Origin of the sequence: Rouxiella badensis (genome assembly GCF_002093665.1) — a bacterium.
Lineage (GTDB): Bacteria > Pseudomonadota > Gammaproteobacteria > Enterobacterales > Enterobacteriaceae > Rouxiella > Rouxiella badensis.
Genome location: NZ_MRWE01000040.1, coordinates 20,908 through 44,336 on the forward strand (window position 1 = coordinate 20,908; position 23,429 = coordinate 44,336).

Below are 23,429 nucleotides of genomic sequence, written 5' to 3' on the forward strand. Positions count from 1 at the left end.
CAATGACTATGGTGCAGGATAATATGCTCTTGCCGCGCGAAGAGACGGCGTTGGCGTACTGGGAACAGTACCTGAGCGGCGCGCAAAGAACAGCGAACGCCAATCTGGCAAATGCCGCCGACACTGAGGCGGCAAACGCGGCCTCTTCGTCGCCGCAGGCGCGCGTCAGTGTGCTTGTTGCGCCGGTTCCGGCGGCGCTGAGCACCGCGCTTCTGTCGCAGGTTCAGCGTGAGTCACTGTCGCTGGAGGTTCTGCTGTCGGCCGCATGGGGTCTGCTGCTGAGCAAGTACAGCGGCGAAGAGGACGTGCTGTTTGGCATACAGCTTTCAGATGCTGAAGCGCAGGCGAGCCAGGCGTTTCCCGTGCGGATGCACCTCGATGCCGACCTCGCCCTGAGCGACTGGTTTAATGATATTGCCGACATGTTCGAGCAGCATCAGCGTCATGCCGACGCCTTGCCTGCCGGTGTGCAGGCCAACGAAGCGCTTTTCGAATCGCTGATCAGTGTGCATCGCGCCGCGTCTACAGAATACGTCTCCGCGCCGTTGCAGCTGATTTTGCATGCCGGTAGCGAACTGTCGCTGGAGCTGCGTTATGGGGCGAGCGACTTCGGCGATGCCGATGCACAGAATCTTCTCTATCGCGTACAGCAGCTATTGACCTGCTTTACGCAGGGCGAAAAGCGCACCCTTGGCGAACAGTCTCTGCTCGGCCGCGATGAAATCGACCGCGTTATTGAACAGTGGAATGCCACCGAGCTGGACGTGGCGCTGGACCGCTCACTCTACACGCTGTTTGCCGAGCAAGTCGCGGCCAGAAACGAGGCAACGGCGCTGGTGGCGGACGATGTGCGTCTCAGCTATCGGCAGCTGGCCGACCGAGCCAGACAGATTGCCGCCGGGCTGCGCCACGTGGGTGTCGCTCAGGGCGATCGCCTGGTGCTGAGCATGGACAAGTCGCCGGAGCTGATCGCTGCCATGCTGGGGATTATCAAACTCGGAGCGGCCTATGTCCCGATTGCTCTGGACGCCCCGAGCGAGCGCCGTGCGTTTATCATCAACGACGCGCAGGTACGCTGGACGCTGACGACGCGGGCGGATGCTCCCCGCTTCGCCGAGCAAGAGAGCAGCACTTTGCTGTTCGTCGATGATTATCTCGTTCAGGTCGAGGACCAGGATGAACCTGTTGACGCCATCGATTCACGCACCATTGCCTACATCATCTATACCTCGGGCACCACCGGTACGCCGAAAGGCGTCGAGATTGCGCAGCGCAGCCTGATCAACTTCTGCGCCTGGTGCGAACACCTGGGCATTTTCAGCGCCGGGCAGCCCATTACTCAGTTTGCGCCTTATACCTTCGATGCGTCAGCAGGGGAGATTTTTGGCACGCTAACGCGTGGCTGCGAACTGCACCTCCTGTCGAATGCGCTTATCCAAAATCCTCCCGCGTTGACGGCGTATATGGTTGAAAACGACATTGGTTTTTCGGCCTTCCCGCCTCCTTATCTGGCGCATCTCGACCCGGCGCAGGTACCAGAGGGCATGACGCTGCTCACTGCCGGTTCAGCCCCCACTCTGGCGCTGATTGAGCGCTGGAGCGAGCGTTGTCGCTATATCAACGGCTACGGTCCGACCGAAACCACTATTATGTCCTCGGCATGGATGCGGGGCTTTGAGCAGACTCAGGAGAGTCGTCTGAGCATCGGGCGACCGATTGCCAATACCCGGATGTACGTCGTCGATAACTTCGGGCAGCTTTGTGCACCGGGGATGGCGGGCGAAATCTGGATAGGCGGCGAGGGTGTCGCGGTGGGCTACGTTAATCGCCCTGAGCTGACGGCCCAGCAGTTTATTGCCGACCCCTGGGTGGCGGGCGCTAGGGTCTATCGCACCGGGGATATTGGGCGCTGGTTTGAAGACGGCCGCATCGAGTTCCTCGGGCGTCGTGACCACCAGATCAAGCTGAGCGGTTACCGTATCGAGCTCGGTGAAATCGAGTCGCGCATTGCGGCGCTGGCGCAAATCAAGGAAGCCACCGTGATAGGTCTGTTGCCAGAGTCGGGCGAGGCGCGTCTGGTGGCCTATGTCGTCGCGGAAAAACCTTGCGGGAATGAGGTGATTGCGCAGTGGCGTGAGGTGCTCGCCACCCAGCTGCCTGGTTATATGATCCCGGCGGCGTTCGTGGTGATGGACTCGTTACCGCTGACCGCCAACGGCAAGATTGACCGTAAAGCGCTGCCGTTGCCGGATAACAGCGCTTACCTTCAGCGTGACTTCGACGCGCCACGCGCCGGAACGGAAACCGTACTGGCAAAGCTGTGGCAGACCTTGCTCGGCGTTAATCAGGTGGGTCGTCAGGACAACTTCTTCGAGCTAGGTGGCCATTCGCTGCTGGCGATGCAGCTGAAGGCGAAACTGCTTGAGCAGAACCTGTATACCGATGTACCGACGGTCTTCGCGTATCCGGTGCTGGCCGAGCTTGCGGTACACATCAGGCGGGAAGAGGATGCCGCATCGACGTTTGCCGTCCCGGCAAATCTGATTGCGCCGTCGACTACCGCGCTGCATCCCGAGCATTTTCCGTTGGTCTCGCTTACGCAATCGCAGATAGACCACATCGTGGCGCGGGTCGCGGGAGGCGTCGCCAATATTCAGGATATCTATGCGCTGGCACCGCTACAGGAAGGCATTCTCTTCCACCACCTGCTCGAGGAGCAGGGCGATCCTTATCTACAGCGTGGACATTTGTCGTTTACCCATCGTGAGACGCTGGATAATTATCTTGCGGCGCTTCAACGGGTGATTGAACGCCATGACATCCTGCGCACCGCCTTCATCTGGGAAGGGCTGGAGAAGCCGGTGCAGGTCGTCCTGCGTCAGGCGCGTTTGCATGTGCAGGAGCTTCAGCTGGATGCCGATGCCGTCGTAGAGCAGATGAAGGCGCGTCTTGACCCTGACGTCCACCGCATTGACCTGACCCAACCGCCGTTACTGCATATATTAGTGGCTTATGATGAAACGCAGGCGCGTTGGCAAGCCTTGATGTATATCCACCATCTGGTGGAAGACCTCGCCTCGTTGCAGATTATCCTCGGTGATATTCAGGCGTTTCTCAGCGGTAGCGGCGTAAGCCTGCCTCCGGCGACCGCATTCCGTCAACACGTGGCGCAGCTGCGCCTGCACGCCGACGGCCAACAGCAGCGGGCCTTTTTTGCCGAGATGCTGGCGGACATTGAAGAACCGACGATGCCGTTTAATCTCAAAACCGGTCACCTTCACGGGCAGCGCATCACCGAAACCCGTAAACCGCTTGCGGCACCGTTGGCAGAGCGTTTACGTCATCAGGCTCGCCGTCTCGGGGTCAGCCTGAGCAGCCTGTGTCATCTAAGCTGGGCGCGCGTGCTGGGCGCAGCCAGTGGACGCGACACGGTGGTGCTGGGCACGGTGCTTTCAGGGCGGATGCAGGGCAAGGACAGCGATAAGATTCTGGGTCCTTGCATCAATACGCTGCCGCTGCGTCTTGAGGTGGGTGGCATCGGGGCCGTCGATGCCGTTCGCCAGACGCATAAGCGCCTCACCGCGCTTATCAAACACGAGCACGCGACGTTGTCGCTGGCGCAGCAAGGCAGTGGGATAGCGCCTCCGACGCCGATGTTCAGCTCGGTATTCAACTACCGTCACAACCGTCCTACCGAGGTGGATGTGCTGGGGGATATCGAATTCGACGGCGTGGTTTGGCACGGCTTTGAGGAGCGGACAAACTATCCGATCACCGCCTCGGTAGATGATTTTGGCGAGGCGATGGACATCAGCGTGCAGACTCTGCCGTCACTCTCCAGCGAACGCCTGTTTGGCTACTTCCAGCAAAGCCTGCTGAGTCTGGTGGCGGCGCTTGAGGCCGATATTCCGCCTTCCCCGGCGCAAATACCGCTGTATGAGCTCGAGATTCTGCCGTCGCAAGAACGTCAGCATCTGCTCAAAACCGGCAACGATACGGCGGTCTCTTTCCCGACCACGGCGTCCATACATCAGCTGTTCGAGCAGCAGGTCACGCTGCAACCGCAGGCGCTGGCGCTCCAGGCGGGCGAGGTGAGTCTCAGCTATACCGAGCTGAACCAGCGCGCCAATCGCCTGGCCCATTATCTCGTCGCATTAGGGATTACGCCGGATACGCGGGTGGGCGTGTGCACCGAACGTGGCGCAACAATGCTTATCGCGCTGTTGGCCACGCTTAAGGCTGGCGGCGCTTACGTGCCGCTCGACCCGGAATATCCGACGGCACGATTAGCCTACATTCTCGACGATGCCAGTCCGAAAGTGCTGTTGGTGGACGGGCGCGGGCGTGAGCTGTTTGGCGAGCAGCCGGGCAACACTCTCACGGTGGTCAATCTGGACGTCGACGGGCCGCACTGGGAGGCGTTGCCGGTCAGCAATCCTGCGGTCGTCACCCTGAATCCACGCCATCTGGCTTACGTGATTTACACCTCGGGGTCAACCGGCAAGCCGAAGGGTGTGATGGTTGAGCATCGTCAGGTGGTTAATTTCCTGAGCGGAATGCAGGCGTTGTTCAATCTGACCGCGAAGGACCGCCTGCTGTCGGTCACCAGTATCTCCTTTGATATCGCCGGACTTGAGCTCTATTTGCCGCTGATGACCGGCGCGTCGATTGTGCTGGCGAGCCGCAGTCAGGCCATGGATCCTCATGCGCTGCTCAAGCTGTTGCACACTCACCCGATCACCCTGATGCAGGCGACACCGACTACCTGGCGATCGCTGGTGGATGCCGATACAACGCCTCATCCGCAGTTGAAAATTCTCTGCGGCGGCGAAGCGTTGCCAAGGGATTTGGCTCAGCGTCTGCACGTTTTTGGTGAGTCGCTGTGGAACCTGTACGGACCAACCGAAACCACTATTTGGTCAACCTGTCATCGCGTCGAGGCAGAGGACGTCACGCACTACAACCAGGCGATTGGCCGCCCGATTGCCAACACGCAGGTGTATCTGCTGGACGCACACGGCAACCCGGTGCCGATGGGGGCGATGGGTGAGCTGTACATTGGCGGTGAGGGGGTTGCACGGGGCTATCACGCGCGTCCCGAACTGACCGCCGAGCGTTTTATTGCCGACCCGTTTTCAAGTGACTCTGCCGCGCGCCTCTATCGCACCGGCGATTTCGCACAGTTTTTGGCCGACGGACGCCTGGTTTACCTTGGCCGTACCGACAGCCAGCTCAAACTGCGCGGGCATCGGATTGAGTTGCAGGAAATCGAGGCGCATTTAGTGAGCCATTCGCTGGTGCGTGAGGCCGTGGTCGTTGCACGCGAGGACATGGCCGGTGAGGCGCGTCTGGTGGCCTATGTGGTGCCACGTTCCCGTGAAGAAAGAGCAGAAGACGTTCCGGTTGAAAGCACCAGCCTTGATTTTAGCCTGTTCTTCTTTGGTGCCCATACCGATGCCCAGCGCGGATATCGCGATTACGCCGAGGCGGCAGAGTTTGGTGATAAACACGGCTTCACCGCCGTGTGGACGCCGGAGCGACACTTCCACAGCGTCGGCGGACTGTATGCCAATCCGGCGTTATTACAGGCCTCGCTGGCGGCCAGAACCCGCAACATCAAGCTGCGTGCCGGCAGCGTGGTGTTGCCGCTGCACGACCCCGTTTCCATCGCAGAAAACTGGTCGATAGTCGACAACCTGTCGAACGGTCGCGTCGGGATTGGCATTGCTTCAGGCTGGAACCAGAAGGACTTCGTGCTGGCTCCGCAAAACTACGGCCCCCGTCGGGACGTGATGCGTCAGGGCATTGAAGAGCTGAAAACACTGTGGCAGGGCGGCAGCGTGACGCGGCAGGACAGCCAAGGCCACGACGTCTCGGTGGCGATTTATCCCGTGCCGGTCCAGAAGGAGCTGCCGATTTGGTTAACCGCCGCCGGTACGCCGGAAACCTTCGAGTATGCGGGCAGCAGCGGGGCGAACGTGCTCACTCATCTGCTCACTCAAAGTATCGATGGGCTCGCTGACCATATCGCGCTTTACCGTGCCGCACGAGAAAAAGCCGGATTTGACCCTCGCAGCGGCAAGGTGACGGTGATGGTCCACACCTATCTTGGGGCACATCTCGACGCCGTGCTAAGCCAGGCTAAGCAGCCGTTCTTCGACTACCTGGAGGGGCATCTGAGCCTGCTTTCTGGCTGGCTGAGGGAGCAGAACATCAATCTCGAATCGCTGCCGGGCGAAGACAAACGCAGCATGCTGGAATTCGCGTTCAAGCGTTATACCCGCGAGCTGTCGTTTATCGGTACGCCGGAGTCTGCGCTGTCAGTGGCAGAGCAGTTGCAGGAGATTGGGGTGAACGAGGTGGCCTGCCTGATTGACTGGATTGAGCCACAAGATCCGCTGTCGGCGCTGGAGCATCTGGCGAAGCTGAAAGGCATGGTTCAGACGCTGTTTGGCCGCAAGGCGTTACGTAAGCATCTACAGGACGCGTTGCCGGACTACATGGTTCCCGCGGCCTTCGTGATGCTTGAGGCTTTACCGCTGACGCCGAACGGCAAGATTGACCGCAATGCGCTGGTGCCACCGGATGAGATGTCCTTCACCCGTCGCGCCTATGCGGCACCGCAGGGCACGCTGGAAATCACCATGGCGGCCATTTGGGAAGAGTTGCTGGGCATTGAGCACATTGGCCGTCAGGACAACTTTTTCGAACTCGGCGGCTATTCGCTGTTGGCGGTACGCCTGATTGAACAGCTGCGCCGCAGAGGGCTCAGCATCGAAATACGCACACTATTTGATACGCCTGTTTTGGCCGACCTCGCGGCCAAAACCATCGAGCTCGCGGAGACCCGACTGTGAAGACGTTATTCCCGATATTTTTGCAAAACGACAGTGCCTGTTGCATCACCTTGCATTACGCAAAACACCCTCGCATAGAAGCTATTATCATGGAGAACAAATAATGAGCGATTTCGACCAGTTACTGCTGACTCTGGAAGAGGCAAAAATCTCGATCTCGCTGGATAACGAGGATTTGGTTATCACGGCAGCCAAGGGTGCGCTTACCAGTGAGATTAAAAGTGCGCTTCGTGAGCACAAGACAACGATGGTGACCGCGCTGCGCAACGGCAAACGCCTGTCCAACGCCTTTGAGGTGGTGGTTCCGGCGAACAAGATTACCCCCGAGACGACCACTATCACGCCTGAGCTGCTGCCATTGATTGATTTTACGCAGAAGGACATCGATCAGGTGGTCGATCAGGTGCCGGGCGGCGTCAGCAATATTCAGGACATCTATTCGCTGGCCCCGTTGCAGGAAGGGATCTTGTTCCACCACATGCTGGCGAGCAAGGGTGACCCGTATCTGCAAACCGGTCAGATGACCTTCGATAGCCGCGAAAAAGTTGATAACTATCTGGCGGCGGTGCAGCAGGTTATCGACCGTCACGACATCATGCGTACCGGTTTTTACTGGGAAGGCGTCTCCACGCCGTGTCAGGTGGTGCAACGCCGCGCAAAACTGCACGTGCTGGACGTTGAGCTGGACCCGGCGAACGGCCCGATTGCCGAGCAGTTGGCCGCGCGTTTCGACCCCTCACACTACAGCATCGATTTGGCTAAACCGCCGCTGCTGCACGCCTTCGTGGCTTACGACAGGCGCAATGAGCGCTGGGAAATGTTCCGCGTTCTGCATCACCTGATTGATGACATCACTTCGGTACTGATCCTGTCTGCCGAAATCCACACCTTCCTGGCAGGGCGCGGCCATACGCTGCCAGAGGCGCAGCCGTTCCGTCGTCTGATTGCCCAGGTCCGTTTGGGCAAAAGCCCGGAAGAGCACGAGCGTTATTTCCGCTCGACCTTAGGTGATATCGATGAGCCGACCGCACTCTATGGTCTAGTCAATCTGCTCGATGACTCCGAAATTATTGAGGTCACGCGCAAGGTGCCACAGCGTCTCAACGACGTGCTGCGCGGCTATGCGCGTCGTCTGGGCGTTAGCCTCGGCAGTATCTGCCATCTGGCGTGGGGGCAGGTGCTGGCCTGCATCAGCGGTCAGGACTCGGTGGTATTCGGGACCATTTTGTTTGGCCGTATGCACGCCGGTGAAGGCGCAGACCAGATCATGGGGCCTTTCATCAACACCCTGCCACTGCGTCTGGATATGTACGGCGCGAGCGTTGAGGAAAGTGTGCGTGCAACGCATAAACGTTTGGCCGAACTGCTCAGCCACGAGCATGCGTCATTGGCGCTGGCACTGCGTTGCAGCGGCATCACCGGCTCAACGCCGCTGTTCAATACGCTGTTCAACTATCGCCATAACCGCGAATCAGAGAGTAAATCGCTGGATTTCGTGGTCCCTGAGGCAGACCAGTGGGACGGCTTTGAAGAGCGTACCACCTATCCGATAACGCTCTCCGTTGACGACTATGGCACAGCGCTCGGCCTGAATATTCAGGTGGTCGATTCACTGGATCCCGAGTTGCTGTTTGCCTATATGCAGCACGCGCTTGAAAATATCGCCAAAGCGCTGGACGAAGCCCCCAACACGCCGATGCAGCAGATCAATATTCTGCCTGCCGCAGAACGCCATCTGTTGCTGAATGAATGGAACGACACTGCCAAGGTTTATCCTGAGGTTGCCTATACCCACCAGATGTTCGAGGAGCAGGTAAAACGCACGCCTTCCGCGGTTGCGTTGCGCTTTGGGAATCGCAAACTGAGCTACGCCGAGCTGGATGCCTTGTCCAACCAACTGGCGCACTTCTTACACCAAAAAGGGGTAAAACCGGACGATCGCGTGGCTATCTGTCTGGACCGCAGCATCGAGATGGTGGTTGGCCTGATGGGGATTATCAAGGCCGGGGGCGCCTATGTGCCGCTTGACCCTGATTACCCGGTAGACCGCCTATCCTATATCCTGCAAGACTCCGCGCCGAAGCTGCTGTTGCTCGACAAACGCGGGCGCGAAATCACCGCCGGGCTAGATACGACCGGTGTTGTGACCTTTGACCTTGACGCCGAGTCTCTGGCAACCTCTTCGCTGCCCATCGAGCCGTTATCGCCTGCCGAACTGGGCCTGACGTCGCACAATCTTGCCTACGTTATTTACACCTCTGGCTCGACCGGTAAGCCAAAGGGTGTGGAAAACGAACACCGTGGTCTGATCAACCGCCTGCAGTGGATGCAGGATGCCTATCAGCTCGACAGCAGCGATGCGGTATTGCAGAAAACCACCTTCAGCTTTGACGTTTCGGTGTGGGAGTTCTTCTGGCCGCTTTCCGTCGGGGCAACGCTGGTGGTAGCCCCTCCGGGCGCGCACAAAGATACGCAGGCGCTCGCACAGGTTATTCAGGCGAACAACATCACCACCATCCACTTTGTTCCGTCGATGCTGAATCTGTTCCTGGCCAGCGACGGCGCGACGGCCTGCCGCTATCTGCGCCGCATCGTGTGCAGCGGTGAGGCCCTGAGTTCGGCAAGCGTTGCCACCTGCCACCGCGTGCTGCCTGATACGGCGGTGCACAACCTTTATGGGCCGACCGAAGCGGCTATCGACGTGACGGCCTGGACCTGCCCCAAAGATTTACCGGCGACGGCGATTGTGCCGATTGGGCGTCCTATCGCCAACCTGCGTATTTACTTGCTCGACCAGCACCAGCGCCCGGTTCCACTCGGCGTGGCGGGTGAGCTGTATATCGGCGGCGTAGGCGTAGCGCGTGGCTATCTCAACCGTCCGGACCTGACGGCTGAGCGCTTTATCAGAGACCCGTTTGCCTCGGATGCCAACGCTCGTATGTACCGCACCGGTGACCTGGCGCGCTACCTGCATAACGGTGACATCGAGTATCTCGGACGTAACGACAATCAGGTCAAGATCCGCGGTTTCCGCATCGAACTGGGCGAGATTGACGCCGCGTTGCAGAAACAGCCGGCCATTCGTGAAGCCGTGGTGGTAGCCCGTGATGATGCGCAAGGCGACCTGCGTCTGGTGGCTTATGTGGTGCTCGACGCCCGCGCAGACGCAGAAGGCCTGAGTACGTCTGAGCGCATCGCACAGTGGCGAAACAGCCTGGCCGCCCAGTTGCCGGATTACATGGTGCCCGCCGCCTTCGTCAAACTTGATCAACTTCCGCTCACCGCTAACGGCAAGCTGGACCGCAAAGCGTTGCCATTGCCCGATGACTCCTCTTTCTTCCGCCGCACCTACGCCGCGCCGCAGGGCGATGTCGAGATTGCTATGGCAGAGCTGTGGCAGGCGCTGCTGGGCGTGGAGCGTATCGGTCGTCACGACAATTTCTTCGAACTGGGGGGACATTCTCTGTTGGCCGTGCAGCTGATGGAGCATCTGCGCCAGCGCGATTTAAGTATCGAGATCCGCGCGTTGTTCGAAAGCCCGACCCTGGCAGAGCTGTCTGAGCGTACCGTTGAACTCGATGAGATGAGAATATGATGGATTTTGATGACCTTTTGCAGGCACTTGACGAGGCCAACATTGCCTTGTCGCTTGATGGCGAATCTCTGGTCATCAAGGCAGCCAAGGGGTCTCTGACCCCTGATATCAAGACGGCACTGCGAGAGCACAAACCGGCTCTTGTCGATGCCCTGCAACAGGGGAGAGATTTCTCCTCTCAGGGGGGAGGTGGCGGTTCACACGTGCCGGTGAATGTGATAACTCCACAGACGACCCACCTGACGCCGGATATGCTGCCGCTGATTGACCTGACGCCGGACGATATCGCGCACATTGTCGCCCAGATTCCAGGCGGCGTAGCGAACGTGCAGGATATTTACGCCCTGACGCCGTTGCAGGAGGGCATTCTCTTCCTGCATCGGCTGAGCGGTAAAGGGGATCCCTATCTCCAGTTCGCCAAGGTCTCGCTGGCAAACCGTGAGGTGCTGGTGCAGTACGTCGAGGCCGTTCAGCAGACCATTAATCGACACGATATTCTGCGTACCGCGTTTCTCTGGCAGGGACTGTCGACCTCGGCGCAGGTGGTGTTGCGTCATGCGCCCGTGCAGTTAACCGAGGTTGAGCTCGACCCGGCCAATGGCCCAGTGATGGACCAGTTGGTCAAGCGCTATGACCCGGCGCACTACCGTGTTGATTTGACTCAGGCACCGCTGCTGAGCCTATTTACCGCCCAGGACCCGCACAGCGGGCGCTGGGAAATGATCATGTTGCAACACCACCTGATCGACGATATCGCCTCGTTGCAGATAATGATCCAGGATATCCGCGCCTTTATGCTCGGGCGTGGGCAGTTGTTACCTGCGCCACCGCCGTTCCGCCGCCTGATTGCCAAAATACGGTCATCGGCCTCCGAGGCCCAGCACGAGCAGTTCTTTCGCGCGATGCTGAGCGATATTGACGCGCCTACGCTGCCGTTTGGCGTCGCGAACGTGGCGGTAGACAACGCGACGGTGGTCGAACTTCGCCGCAATGTCGACGCGACCCTGGTTGACCGCCTGCGTGCCCACGCGCGCCGTCTTGGCGTCAGCATGGGCAGCCTCTGTCATCTGGTTTGGGGACAGGTCATGGCGCGCGCCAGCGACAGCGATACGGTGGTAATGGGTACCATCCTGCTGGGCCGTTTGCAGGCGGGCGAGGGGGCCAATCAGATTATGGGGCCGTTCATCAATACGCTGCCCCTCCGTCTTGACCTCGGCAACGTGGGCGTCGAAGAAAGCGTGCGCGAAACGCATAAACGTTTGGCTGCCTTGCTGGAGTGTGAGCATGCGTCGCTCGGTTTGGCCCAGCGCTGTAGCGGGATTGCGCCGCCAACGCCTTTGTTCAACGTGCTGTTTAACTATCGCCACAACCAGCAGGCGGAGGATGAGTACGTCGATACGACCGGCGAACGCGATGCGGTGGAGTGGCACGGCTTCGAGGAGCGGACCGATTATCCGCTGACGGTCTCGGTGGATGACTTTGGCGATACGCTGCGACTCAACGTGCTCGCGGTGCCAGAGTTCTCCGCCGAACGCATCATGGGCTATCTCCAGCAGACTATGAAAAGTCTGGCGCAGGCGTTGGACAGCAGCCCGGCGCTGCCGATGTCGGCGCTGGAAATCCTGCCTGCCGGTGAGCGCCGTAAACTGCTGGTCGACTGGAATAATACCGCGGCGTCTTATCCGTCGAATGAGACCGTGCATCGCCTGTTCGAGCAGCAGGCTGCCCGTACCCCTGCGGCCGTTGCGGTGATTGACGGTGACACGCAGCTAAGCTACTTCGAACTGAACCAGCAGGCTAACCGCCTGGCCTCAACGTTAATTGCCCGAGGCGTCAAACCGGGGGAGAGTGTGGCCCTGCTGCTGCCGCGCGGCAGCGCCTTGCTGGCTGCGACGCTGGCCATTCTCAAGGCGGGCGCGACCTACGTACCGCTGGACCCGCTTGCCCCGCAGGAGCGTCTGAACTGGATGATTGATGACTGCGCGGCGCGACTGGTGATAAGCGATGCCCGTCAGCCGCTGGCTGCGGGCCTGCGCCTGCCGGTGATTGACGTTGAAAGCGATGAAGTTGCGCGTGCCAGTAGCACGCCTGTCGTGGTCCCGAGTTCTGCCAGCCAGGCGGCTTATATCATCTACACCTCCGGCTCGACCGGGTTACCCAAGGGCGTCATGGTGCCGCACCGTGCGGTGAATCGTTTGGTGATTAATAGCGGCGTGGGCGTTTTCGAGCCGGGCAACCGTATGGCGCTGGCGGCCAACACCGCCTTTGACGCCAGTACGCTGGAGATTTGGGCACCGCTCCTGACCGGCGGGGCCTGCGTGGTTATCCCGCAGGATACCTTGCTGTCTCCGGCCGCGCTGGTGCGCGTGCTCAGGCAGCATGACGTGAACCAGATGTGGTTGACGGTGGGCTTGTTCAACCAGCTTTATAGCGAGCTGGCACCGGTTATCCCGCAGTTCACCTCGCTGTTTGTCGGCGGAGACGCACTCGACCCGACGATTATCGCTCAGGTACTGCGTGCGTCTCCTGCAGCGAAGCTGGTTAACGGCTATGGCCCGACCGAAACCACCACCTTCGCGACGACCTACCCGATTGATGCGGCCTCCGCCAATTCTACCGGTATTCCCATTGGGCGTCCTATTGGCAACACCCGCACCTATGTGCTGGATAAACACCAGCAGCCGGTGCCATTAGGTGCGGTCGGCGAGTTGTACATTGGCGGCGACGGCGTCGCACTGGGGTATCTCAATCGTGAGGAGCTGACCGCTGAACGCTTCGTGGCTGACCCGTTTGTTGCCGACGATGGGGCGCGCCTGTATCGCACCGGCGACCTGGTGCGTTATCGGGAAGACGGCAATTTGCTGTTCGTGGGGCGCAACGATCAGCAGGTCAAGCTGCGTGGTTTTCGCATCGAACTGGGAGAGATCGAGGCGCGTCTGGCCGAGCATCCTCAGGTTGAGAAAGCGCGGGTGCTGGCGCTCGATAGTGGCAGCGGCAAGCGCCTGGTCGCTTACGCGGTCAGCGCTGTGCCTGAGGCGGAGTTACAGGATTATTTGGGCGAGCGTCTGCCGGATTATATGCTGCCTGCCCGTATCGTCACGCTTGAGCAGTTCCCGTTGACGCCGAACGGCAAGGTGGATCGCAAGGCGCTGCCTGCGGTGGAGTTTAGCGAAACCACGGCCTATCGTGCACCGCGTAACCCGCAGGAAGAGACACTCTGCACACTGTTCGCCGAGCTACTCCAGCAGCCGCGTATTGGCATTGATGATGATTTCTTTGCGATGGGCGGCCATTCGATTCTCGCTACCGGTTTGATTGCGCGCATCCGTACCCGTCTGGGCGTCGAGCTGCCGGTAAGGGTTCTGTTTGAGAATCCAACGGTGGCGAGTCTGTCCAGGCATCTCGATACGCCAGGCAGAATTCGTCAACCGTTAACCCAGATTAAGCCCCGTCCTGCGCCGCTGCCGGTATCCTACAGCCAGCAGCTGATGTGGGTCGGTCAGAACACTCGCGGGGATAACTCCTCGCTCAACACGCCGATCGTCGTCTCGCTGGAAGGTGACCTGAATCTGGCGGCGTTAAGGGCCGCGCTGTACGATCTGGTGGAACGCCATGAAACGCTGCGCACCCGTTTTGCGGTAGTGAATGGTCAGCCGGTGCAGGTGGTCTCACCCCTTGCTGACGTTCAACTCGACGTCCCTTGCATCGATGTCGGCGTTGAGCAGGTGAATCACACCGTTTTTGAGGCGATTAGGCGAGTTTTCGACCTCGCCGTTGATTTCCCCTTCCGTCCCTCGATTTTACGCGTCGGTCTACGGCAGCATATTTTGGTGATGCTGTTCCACCATATTGCCTGTGACGCATTTTCACTTGCGCCGTTGACACGCGATCTGACGCAGGCCTATAAGGCACGCATCGCCGGTCAAGCACCGTCATTCATTCCGTTGCCGGTTCAGTATGCCGACTACGCGGTGTGGCATCGTGAGCTGCTCGGCGATCCTAACCAGCCGGACAGCCTGTATGCCGAACAGTTGGCCTACTGGAAGAAAACGCTCAACGGCGTGCCTGCTACGCTGGCCCTGCCGCAAGACTTTCCGCGTCCGGAAAAGCCGAGCTATCGTGGGGAAGTCTTGCCGCTGCAAATCAACGCCGGTCTGCACCAGCGTTTAAGCGGACTGGCGCGCGAGCGCAACATGACGCTATCGATGGTGCTTCAGGCGGCTCTGGGTATCTTCTATACCCGTCTGGGTGCGGGCGAGGATATTCCGCTGGGGGCCATTTTGGCGGGACGCAGTGACGAGGCACTGAACGAGCTGGTGGGATGTTTCCTGACACAGTGGGTGATGCGCGTCGATACCTCGGGTAATCCGCGCGTCAACGAGGTGCTTGAGCGGGTGCGTACGCAGGCGTTAACCTCCTACGATCATCAGGATATTCCCTATCTCAAGCTGGTCAGCGAGCTTATGCCGGTGCGTTCACCGTCGCACTATCCGCTGTTCCAGACGATGATGATTCTGCAAAACACGCCTGCGGAAATGTTCGATGTGCCTGGCCTCGACGCCCGCGTGTTTCCGGCCCACAGCGGCAACACCAAGTGGGACCTCTACTACATGCTGTACGAGAATTACGGCGATGAGGGCACGCCACTGGGCATGGACGGCATACTGGAATACGCCGTCGACTTGTTTAGCCGTGAAACCGCCGAACGTCTGGTGACAGGCTATCTCGCCACGCTTGAGGCGATGGTGGCGGCTCCGGATGCTCGGGTCAGCGAGCTGAAAGTCGGCAATGCGCAGACGGAAATTCGCCAGTCGTCAGCGTCTTCAGCCGCGGTTGCGCTAGCCGATTTTAATCCGCTGTTAGTGCTGCAAAAAGGGGCGGCCAGCGCGGCGTCTCTCTTCTGTGTTCCTGGCGCTGGCGCAACGGTTACCGACTTCTTGCCTTTCATTCAGGCATTACCCGCTCACTGGCCGGTCTACGGCCTGCTGCACAAGGGTATCGATGGCATGCATGAACCAGAGCGTTCGGTTGAAGCCGCTGCGGCCCGCAACTTGCTCGCGCTTCATGAGGCCGGATTTGGCGCCGAGACACCGATTCATCTATTGGGTCACTCTTTCGGCGGGCAGGTGGCATTCGAGATGGCAAGGCAATGGCAGGCGCAAGGTTATCGCGTGGCGTCGTTGACTCTGCTCGATAGCGAAGCGCCCCGGAGCGCGGAAGACCCCGTTATAACGCGCACGTTGACGGCGTGTATGCGCGAATACGTCGAAAGCATCGGCTTTAATCTCGACGCCGAGCTGGATATCGACAGCGCGCTTTACGCCAACGGCGACGTTGAACAGATGCTGCACGTTGTGCACCAGCATCTTCAGCGTCTGGGGAAAATCCCGGCCAACGCCTCTGCCCGGCTGTTGAAAGGTCCGTGGCAAACCTTCTATGCCGCGCGGCAAACGCATTATATCCCGACATCGCACTACCCGAATCCGCTTTATCTGATTCAGGTGCGTGACCCGTGGATGACCCTCGAGGAGTGTCTCAAGCGTCGTGACGAAGATGCCGCGGGCTGGGCGCGTTGGGCAGAAAAACTTGAGACCCTGACGGGACCGGCTCAGCACTTTACCCTGTTGAAAACGCCTCACGTCAGCGAGCTTGTGCAAAGGTGGCTTCAGTTCGTGCTGTAGCACTATCGAAAAATATAATGAGTGAGTGGAAATGACTGAGCTGTCACACGTTGTTTTTGAAGATATTAATGCGGTCCCGTTAGAACAGCTTAACCCTGCGCGCAGGGATCGTTTCGCGAATGCGACCGAGCTGCCGGTATTTGAACGTCTGAGACGTGAGGATCCGGTGCATTACACCCCGGAAAGTGAATTTGGGCCTTACTGGTCACTGACGTTGTGGGACGATATTCGCGCCGTGGGCAGTAACCATCGCGATTTTACCTCGACGGAGAACATCGACCTCAAATCGATTGAAGAAAAGATAAATCTTGAAGCCGCGTTGCAGGCGCTCGGCCATAAACGCCGTAAAAACGTCGGCTTCATTACCATGGACCCGCCGGAGCATACCAAACATCGCAAGGCGGTCACGCCGGGCATGGGGCCGGCCAGCCTGGCGCGAATGGAGCCTGTCTTGCGCGAGCGTGCGGGCATTATTCTCGACGGCCTGCCGATTGGCGCACCTTTTGACTGGGTGGATAAAGTCTCCAAGGAGCTGACCGCGACCGTGCTGGCGACGCTGTTCGATTTTCCGTTTGAAGAGCGCCGCAAGCTGACGTTTTGGTCAGACATGCTGATGTGCGAGCCGGGACGCGGGCCGGTGAAGAGCTGGGAACACAAGGCCGAGGAGACCATAAAGTGTTATCAGGCTTTTGAAGCGCTGTGGGAGAAACGCCGCAACGAGCCGCCAACCCATGACCTTATCTCGATGCTCGCGCACCATCCTGAGACCTGTGACATGACGCTCGACGAGTTTCGCGGCACCATAGTGCTGCTGATCATCGGCGGTAATGACACCACGCGTAACACTATCTCGGGCAGCCTCTACTGGCTGGACAAATACCCGCAGGAGTTTGCCAAGCTCAAGGCCAATCCGAAACTGGTGATGTCGATGGTTTCCGAAACGCTTCGTTTCCAGACGCCTATCAGCTTTATGAGCCGCGTGGCCAATCGCGACGTGGAGATCCGCGGCAAGAATATCCGTCAGGGGGATCGCGTCCTGATGTGGTACCTGTCCGGCAACCGCGACGCCTCGGCGATTGAAGACCCTGATACCTTCTGCATTGACCGCGACCGCGCGCGTCGGCATCTCTCCTTCGGGGTGGGCGTCCACGCCTGTATCGGCAGCCGGGTGGCAGAAATGCAGCTCTCGGTTATCTGGGAAGAGATCCTCAAACGCTTTTCCAGAATCAACGTGCTGGGCGAACCGGAGCGAAACTACTCCAACTTTTTGCACGGCTTTGAAAATCTTAACGTCATTATTCCAAAAGGATGAGCCCATGCGAGTCAGGAGGCTGAAGTTAAGGACATCAAGGGATTGCCGCGCCAGTGAGGGAGTGAGTTGATGAAAATATCCATTTTCACCGCCGGCTCGATGGGCGACATTCGCCCGTTTATCGTGCTCGGCAAACGACTTCAACAGATGGGGCATCAGTGCTCCATCATGTCGGGCGAGAGGAATGAAAAAATCGTCACCGAGGAGGGGCTGGGTTACGACCGATGGGATCTCGATCTTCCAGAAGCTCGCCAGGTGGAGCAGGGGCTGATGGACGGTGACTCGGCTCGCAAGGCGGCGAAAAAGATGTCGGGCGTGGTCGAGAAACTGATGTCGCTGTGGGTAGAACAAGCCGTGACGGCGGCTAAGGACAGCCGCTTGATCATCGCCGCCAATCAGGCGGTTCCGCTGGCTATGTCCGTCGGCGAGAAGTTCGATATTCCGGTGGTGACCACCTATTTCGCGCCCCTGACGCCGTCGAGCTCGATACCGCCGTTTTTCCTGAAAAAAATCGTCAGGCTGCCGGGGTTTATCAATCTCGCGGTCTGGAAACTGCTGCGCCTGGTGATGTGGCGTTTTGTGGCGAAATCCTTTACCGCCTGTCGTGCCAGCCTTGAGCTCCCCGACTGGCGTTGGAGCGGTCCGTGGTCCGATAAAAGCAACGGTTCGAGAAAGATACTCTATGCCTTTAGCCGGCATCTGGTGCCAAGGCCGAAGGAATGGCCCGAAGAGACTATCAAGATAACCGGCAACTGGTTCGGGGAGGTCAGCAGTACGCAGACAGTTTCACCCGAACTGGAGCGCTTTATCGCCGAAGGGGAGTCGCCTATCTACGTGGGTTTCGGCAGCATGGCCAGCTCTGATCCTGAGGGGCTGACGCAAAAAATTATCAACGTCATCAAACGTTCAGGTGTGCGTGCTGTCATCATGAGCGGCGGTGGGGCCATCAGCGCGGAAATGATCGCGTCGGCTCGTCTGCCGGGCGTGCTTTGCGTAGACAGCGTGTCCCATGAATGGTTATTTCCTCGGGTAAAAACCGTGTTCCACCACGGCGGCGGCGGCACTGTTGCCGCCGCGGCGCGAGCGGGAACGCCCCAGGTGATCATGCCGTTTATCTATGACCAGTTTTATTGGGCATGGCAGCTTGAAGAGCTTGGCGTGAGCGGCGGCAGCCTCGACATGAAGCGCGTCGGAGAGGATGACATTGAAAACGCGTTGAACAAGAGTTTCTCGACCGAGGTGGTAAACCGGGCTAAAAAGCTCTGGCAGCAGGTCAATCAGGAAAATGGGGTAGATAACACGATTTCTGAATTACAGCACTGGGGTTTTCTTTGAATCAGCACCTTGCGGCTTTAACAGACAACGTCGCGGTAACGGCGCTGAAAGTCAGCGGCGGCCGCTTTATCAATAACAACTATCTGGTGCTTAATCGGCGGACCGGGCAGGCGCTGCTTGTCGACCCAGCGTGGGAAAGGGAGACAGTCGACTCCGCGCTAAAGGCGGCTAACGCCCAGTTGGCGGGGATTCTGTTAACCCATGCTCATGCCGACCACATCGACCTTGCCGACACGTTGGCAAATGAGCATGGCTGCCCGGTGTGGATATCTCGTCGGGAGGCCGCGTCATCCGGCTTCAGCATTGCCGCTCTGCGTACCTTCGATGAGCAGCCGTGGGAAGCCGCAGGCATGCTTGTCCGCCCGATAATCACTCCAGGCCATACGCCGGGCAGTGCCTGCTACTGGATAGGTAACCATCTGTTCACGGGCGATACGTTGTTCATCGAAGGGTGCGGCCTTTGCCCTGACAGTGACGCGGCAAGCCGTATGTATTCTAGTATTCAACGTCTTAAGGCGATGTTGCCCGGTAAGGTACAGATTTATCCCGGCCACAGTTATGTTCAGCCGCCTGGATTAACGTTTGAGAGGCTATTTCGCTATAACGTCTATTTATCGTTCGACAACGTGGAAGCATTTATCAAGTTTCGACTGCGGCCTGGTCAGGCCAAGAGCCGATGGATGGCCTTTTCCTAGCAGGTTTTGTCTCTAATTTTTAATTGACGGCGGGCAGGGAAACGAAGCTGTTACCCGCCGGAGAATAAAAGGGGTACTTGTGAATATGTATAATGAAAGTTCTTCAAACAATCATTTTGATAGCGCCGACAAATACTCTACAGGAACGGAGGTCGCGGACATTGCCGCGCCTAAATTACATTTAGACGGCCTTAAGGTCGGGCAGGTTTTTCACAGCGCGGAATATTATGTCAGTGCGGATGAAATCACCGAGTTCTCGGCCAAATATGACCCGCAACCCTTCCATATGGACGACGAACTGGCGAAAGACTCCATCTTTAAGGGCCTGGCCGCGAGCGGTTGGCATACGGTCAGTATCACCATGAATCTGTTGGTGAAAAGCCTGCCTCTGGCGCATGGGATTATTGGCACCGGCGTGGAGAAAATTAACTGGCTCAGACCGACGCGACCGGGAGATATATTGCGAATCAATGCCAAAATTACCGAAATCACAATATCCCCCGCAAGGCCGGACAGAGCCAGGGTGAATATTCATATATCTACGGTCGGTCAGGATAATAAAGTACGTCAAGAGCTCGTCGGTAAGCTGCTTATCTTTCGGGTAAGTCAATCCTCTGGGGCTTTTTGAACATAACAATAAGCGTTGCGTCACTATTTGAAGAAGGGATCAATTCTTGGCCACTGATATTTCCGACAACACAGCAAATATTCTGCTGCAAGGTTCGATATTACGTTCACTGACTAAAATTGGCGTGCCCGTTATTTTGGCTAACCTCTTGCAGTCAGGTTACATCATGGTGGACGCCTTTTGGGTAGGGCGTTTAGGCGACAAGGCCGTGGCGGCGATATCGGTAAGTCAGCCCATCGTTTTTCTCGTTTTTGCGTTGGGCATCGGGCTTAGCGTCGCGGGGACAACGCTGGTTGCGCAGTGTATCGGGGCTCGCCTGCATCGCGAGGCGAGTAACATTGCGTCACAGGTGTTTATGCTGGCGCTGCTGTTCGGCCTACCGATTTCAGTAGGCGCCTATTGGCTGTCGCCCTGGATGCTGCGAACGCTCGGCACTCAGGAAGAGGTATTTCCTCTGGCGCTCAGCTTCCTGCGGGTCATCGTCAGCGGCATGATATTTACCTTCGGTTTTTCCATGCTACAGTCCCTGATGAGGGGCTCTGGCGAAGTCCGCATCCCGCTGATGATAACGCTGGGCACACTGATTCTTAACGCTGTCATGGATCCGCTGCTAATTTATGGCTGGGGAATTATCCCGGCATTTGGCGTGACCGGTGCGGCCATCGCAACGCTTATCAATCAGGGTATTGCCGTGGTAGCGGGGCTGCTGGTCTTGCATTCGCGTCACGTGGTGCTGAAGGTAAGTTTTCGGGCGATGAAACCTCGCCTGGATATTTTTAAGTCGGTGGTTCAACTCGGGGTGCCCTCGTCAATCGAACTGTGCGCCCATGCGTTGAGTGCAAGCGGCATGATGTCGCTGGTGGCGGTGCTTGGAACGGCGGTCACGGCGGCTTATGGGGTGGTCAACAACATCAATGCGCTGGTGATTGTTCCGGCCATTGGTGTGTCGATAGCCACCGCGACGCTGGTTGGGCAGAATATTGGCGCGGGAAATTTTGAACGTGCGAGGGCGATTGGGCGTTTAAGCGCGCTGATATCATTTTTCGCGTTGACGTTGGTGGGCGTCTTCGCCTTCACTTTTGCCCCTGATATTGTGGCCTTCTTTGCCCCTAATCAGACGCCGGTCATTGGTCATGGGGAAAGGTTCCTGCATATTATCGCGCCTAGCTACGGCTTGATTGGCTTACAGATGGCACTCAGCGGGGCTTTTCGCGCGACGGGGCGCACCATGACCACGATGACGCTGGCGCTGGTTTCGCAATGGCTGGTGCAGATCCCGCTGGCATGGGGGCTGTCCCACTATACTTCCCTCGCCGTTTCCGGCCTGTGGTATGCGTTTCCTGTCACCAGCCTGTTAATGGCGGTGGTGACGGTCATTTTGTTTGAGCGTATCGATTGGCAAAGCTCGAGGCTGGTAGAAAAAAGTCAGGGATAGCGGCGCAATCACACCCACGGGGTTGTAAAGTCAGGGATGAACCGGTTGCCGGTTCATCCCTTTTTTCTTAAACCAGTGAACCTGGTGATTTAATATAGCGTTCAATAATGGCGCGTGCAGTGCGGATAGTCAGCGCACCAATGGTGACGGTAGGGTTATAGCCGCCATTGTTGGGGAAGGAAGATGCGCCGGTAACGAAGAGGTTGTGTGCGTCCCAGTGCTGCTGAAAACGGTTAAGGACCGACGTTTTCGGGTCCAGCCCCATTACCGCACCGCCCATAGTATGCGAGCTGTCAAACGGGCGATAAGGTGAGTAATGATCGTCGGCGAAAGAAACGGCGCGAATGTTTTTGCCCCCCACGGCTTCGGCAATCTCACGACAGCGGTCACGAATATAGGCACCCGAACGACGGTCATTGAGGTTGTAATCGTAGGTCAGACGCAGCAAAGGTTGCCCGTGGCGGTCTTTATAGGTCGGGTCGAGATCGAGGAACTGTTCGCGATGTGAATAGCTGGTTCCTTGACCCTGCACCATCGCCCAGTTTTGATACCCTGACTGAAAATCTTTTTTCCAACTTGAGCCCCACTGGCGATGCCCGGCCGGTATCTGGTCAGAGAGGCTGATAGGCAAGCCGGTGTTTGACAGCGCCTGTATCCCCGCACCTCCGATAAAGCCGAGCCCGGTGTGGTCAAAGTTATCGCCGTTAAAATCGTCAATCTGGGTGGCTAATGCGCCGGTATTCATAAATGGATTCAGGAATTCATTTTCAAGATTCAGAAACGCATAGGAAAGCGTCTGGAAATTAAAAGCGCGCCCCAGCGTGCCCTCGCCAGTTTTAGGATTATACATCTGACCAAATTTGGAGAGCATCAGCAGGCGCACGTTATCGAGCTGATAGGCCGAGATAACGACGATATCGGCGGGCTGGAAGCCGTAATTTCCGTCAGAATCGATGAAGGTTGCACCGGCAGCCGTTTTACCATCCGCGCTCTTCTCAACGCGCAGGACTTCGCATTCGGTGAGCATAGTAAAGTTTTTACGCTGCATCAGTGCCGGCATAACACAGGCGTTTGGCGAAGACTTGGACCAGTTACCGCAACCGTAAAGCTGGCAGTAGCCGCAGTAGGTACAGGGTGCCAGCTCGATATCTAGCGCATTTTTATAGGCTGCGCCTATTGTTCCTGCGGGCACGGGAAACGGGTGATAGCCCATTTTGGTGGTAGTTTGGTCGAAAATGTCGTTCCAGCGGGAGCGCACCAGTGAAGGGGTCGGATAGGGATGGCTGCGGCTCCCTTCGAAAGGGTTACCGCCCGGCTGTTTAACGCCATTAATAACCCCGGCAGTGCCTGACGTGCCGGCTATTTTCTCAAACCGATCGTAGAAGGGTTCCAGCTCGTTATAAGTCACCCCAAAATCCTGCACGATAAGCCCATCGACCAGCTGCTTGAGCCCGTAGCGTTCTTTGACGGTGCTAGCAACCTGCAAATCGTACGGCAGGAAGCGCCACGAGGCGGCTGCCCAGTGCGTGCCAGCCCCTCCTACGTTCATCCCTAACGTCCAGTTATTCCACTCACGTCCGGGTAAGGCGGTTTGATTAACATTATTTCGGATGGTGTATGTTTCAACCGATGCAGGTTGAAGGATCTCCTTGCGTACGGAATAGCGTAATTCATCAGGATCGCTGGTCGTCGGGAAGTCTGCACTGGTTTCGCGATAGGCTCCGCGTTCAATGGCAACCACGTTAAGCCCGGCTCGGGTCAGCTCCTCGGCCATCACTGAACCTGACCAGCCAAGTCCGACAATAACCACATCTGCTTTAGGTCTTTTATATTCCATGCTCATATTTCCAAAAAATAAAAATTCAAAAAAAATATCAAATCATAATCAGGC

General features: G+C 57.9%; 9 protein-coding genes. 8 read left to right on the forward strand and 1 reads right to left on the reverse strand.

Annotation, left to right across the window (positions count from 1 at the left end):
* The first annotated feature begins 2 nt into the window (after positions 1-2).
* The 8 genes from BS640_RS19075 (at position 3) to solL (ending at position 21,538) form a co-directional block, all read left to right on the forward strand.
* Positions 3-6,857, forward strand: coding sequence for a non-ribosomal peptide synthetase (locus BS640_RS19075; protein WP_084913152.1), 6,855 nt, complete (start codon positions 3-5; stop codon positions 6,855-6,857).
* Positions 6,858-6,960: 103 nt separating this feature from the next.
* Positions 6,961-10,452 carry a solanimycin non-ribosomal peptide synthetase SolG gene (gene solG / locus BS640_RS19080; RefSeq protein WP_084913153.1) on the forward strand — a complete coding sequence of 1,164 codons (3,492 nt, stop codon included), beginning with the start codon at positions 6,961-6,963 and terminating at the stop codon, positions 10,450-10,452.
* Complete coding sequence (locus tag BS640_RS19085) at positions 10,449-16,133, forward strand: non-ribosomal peptide synthetase (protein ID WP_084913154.1); 5,685 nt, start codon at positions 10,449-10,451, stop codon at positions 16,131-16,133. Before solG ends, BS640_RS19085 begins: the two co-directional genes overlap by 4 nt.
* 31 nt (positions 16,134-16,164) lie before the next feature.
* Positions 16,165-17,445, forward strand: coding sequence for a solanimycin biosynthesis cytochrome P450 SolI (gene solI / locus BS640_RS19090; protein WP_084913155.1), 1,281 nt, complete (start codon positions 16,165-16,167; stop codon positions 17,443-17,445).
* Between the two features lie 69 nt (positions 17,446-17,514).
* On the forward strand, positions 17,515-18,780 hold the full coding sequence (locus BS640_RS19095) for a glycosyltransferase (protein WP_084913156.1): 1,266 nt from the start codon (positions 17,515-17,517) through the stop codon (positions 18,778-18,780).
* Positions 18,777-19,475 (forward strand): solanimycin biosynthesis MBL-fold hydrolase SolJ, encoded by a 699-nt coding sequence (gene solJ, locus BS640_RS19100; RefSeq protein ID WP_084913157.1) that lies wholly within the window; start codon positions 18,777-18,779, stop codon positions 19,473-19,475. The genes BS640_RS19095 and solJ overlap by 4 nt, the downstream gene beginning before the upstream one ends.
* 85 nt (positions 19,476-19,560) lie before the next feature.
* Positions 19,561-20,103, forward strand: coding sequence for a MaoC family dehydratase (locus BS640_RS19105; protein WP_017491080.1), 543 nt, complete (start codon positions 19,561-19,563; stop codon positions 20,101-20,103).
* 46 nt (positions 20,104-20,149) lie between these two features.
* The gene (gene solL / locus BS640_RS19110) at positions 20,150-21,538 is read left to right on the forward strand and encodes a solanimycin export family MATE transporter SolL (RefSeq protein ID WP_084913158.1); all 1,389 of its coding nucleotides are present in this window, start codon (positions 20,150-20,152) and stop codon (positions 21,536-21,538) included.
* A 67-nt stretch (positions 21,539-21,605) separates the two neighbouring features.
* On the opposite strand, the gene BS640_RS19115 is transcribed toward solL, so the two are convergent.
* Positions 21,606-23,375, reverse strand: coding sequence for a GMC family oxidoreductase (locus BS640_RS19115; RefSeq protein WP_017491082.1), 1,770 nt, complete (start codon positions 23,373-23,375; stop codon positions 21,606-21,608).
* Positions 23,376-23,429 lie beyond the last annotated feature (54 nt).

Coding starts and splice junctions, on each gene's coding strand:
- BS640_RS19085 (WP_084913154.1), top strand. CDS start 10,449: ATGATGGATTTTGATGACCTTTTGCAGGCACTTGACGAGGCCAACATT.
- solI (WP_084913155.1), top strand. CDS start 16,165: ATGACTGAGCTGTCACACGTTGTTTTTGAAGATATTAATGCGGTCCCG.
- BS640_RS19115 (WP_017491082.1), bottom strand. CDS start 23,375: ATGGAATATAAAAGACCTAAAGCAGATGTGGTTATTGTCGGACTTGGC.
- solG (WP_084913153.1), top strand. CDS start 6,961: ATGAGCGATTTCGACCAGTTACTGCTGACTCTGGAAGAGGCAAAAATC.
- BS640_RS19075 (WP_084913152.1), top strand. CDS start 3: ATGACTATGGTGCAGGATAATATGCTCTTGCCGCGCGAAGAGACGGCG.
- BS640_RS19105 (WP_017491080.1), top strand. CDS start 19,561: ATGTATAATGAAAGTTCTTCAAACAATCATTTTGATAGCGCCGACAAA.
- BS640_RS19095 (WP_084913156.1), top strand. CDS start 17,515: ATGAAAATATCCATTTTCACCGCCGGCTCGATGGGCGACATTCGCCCG.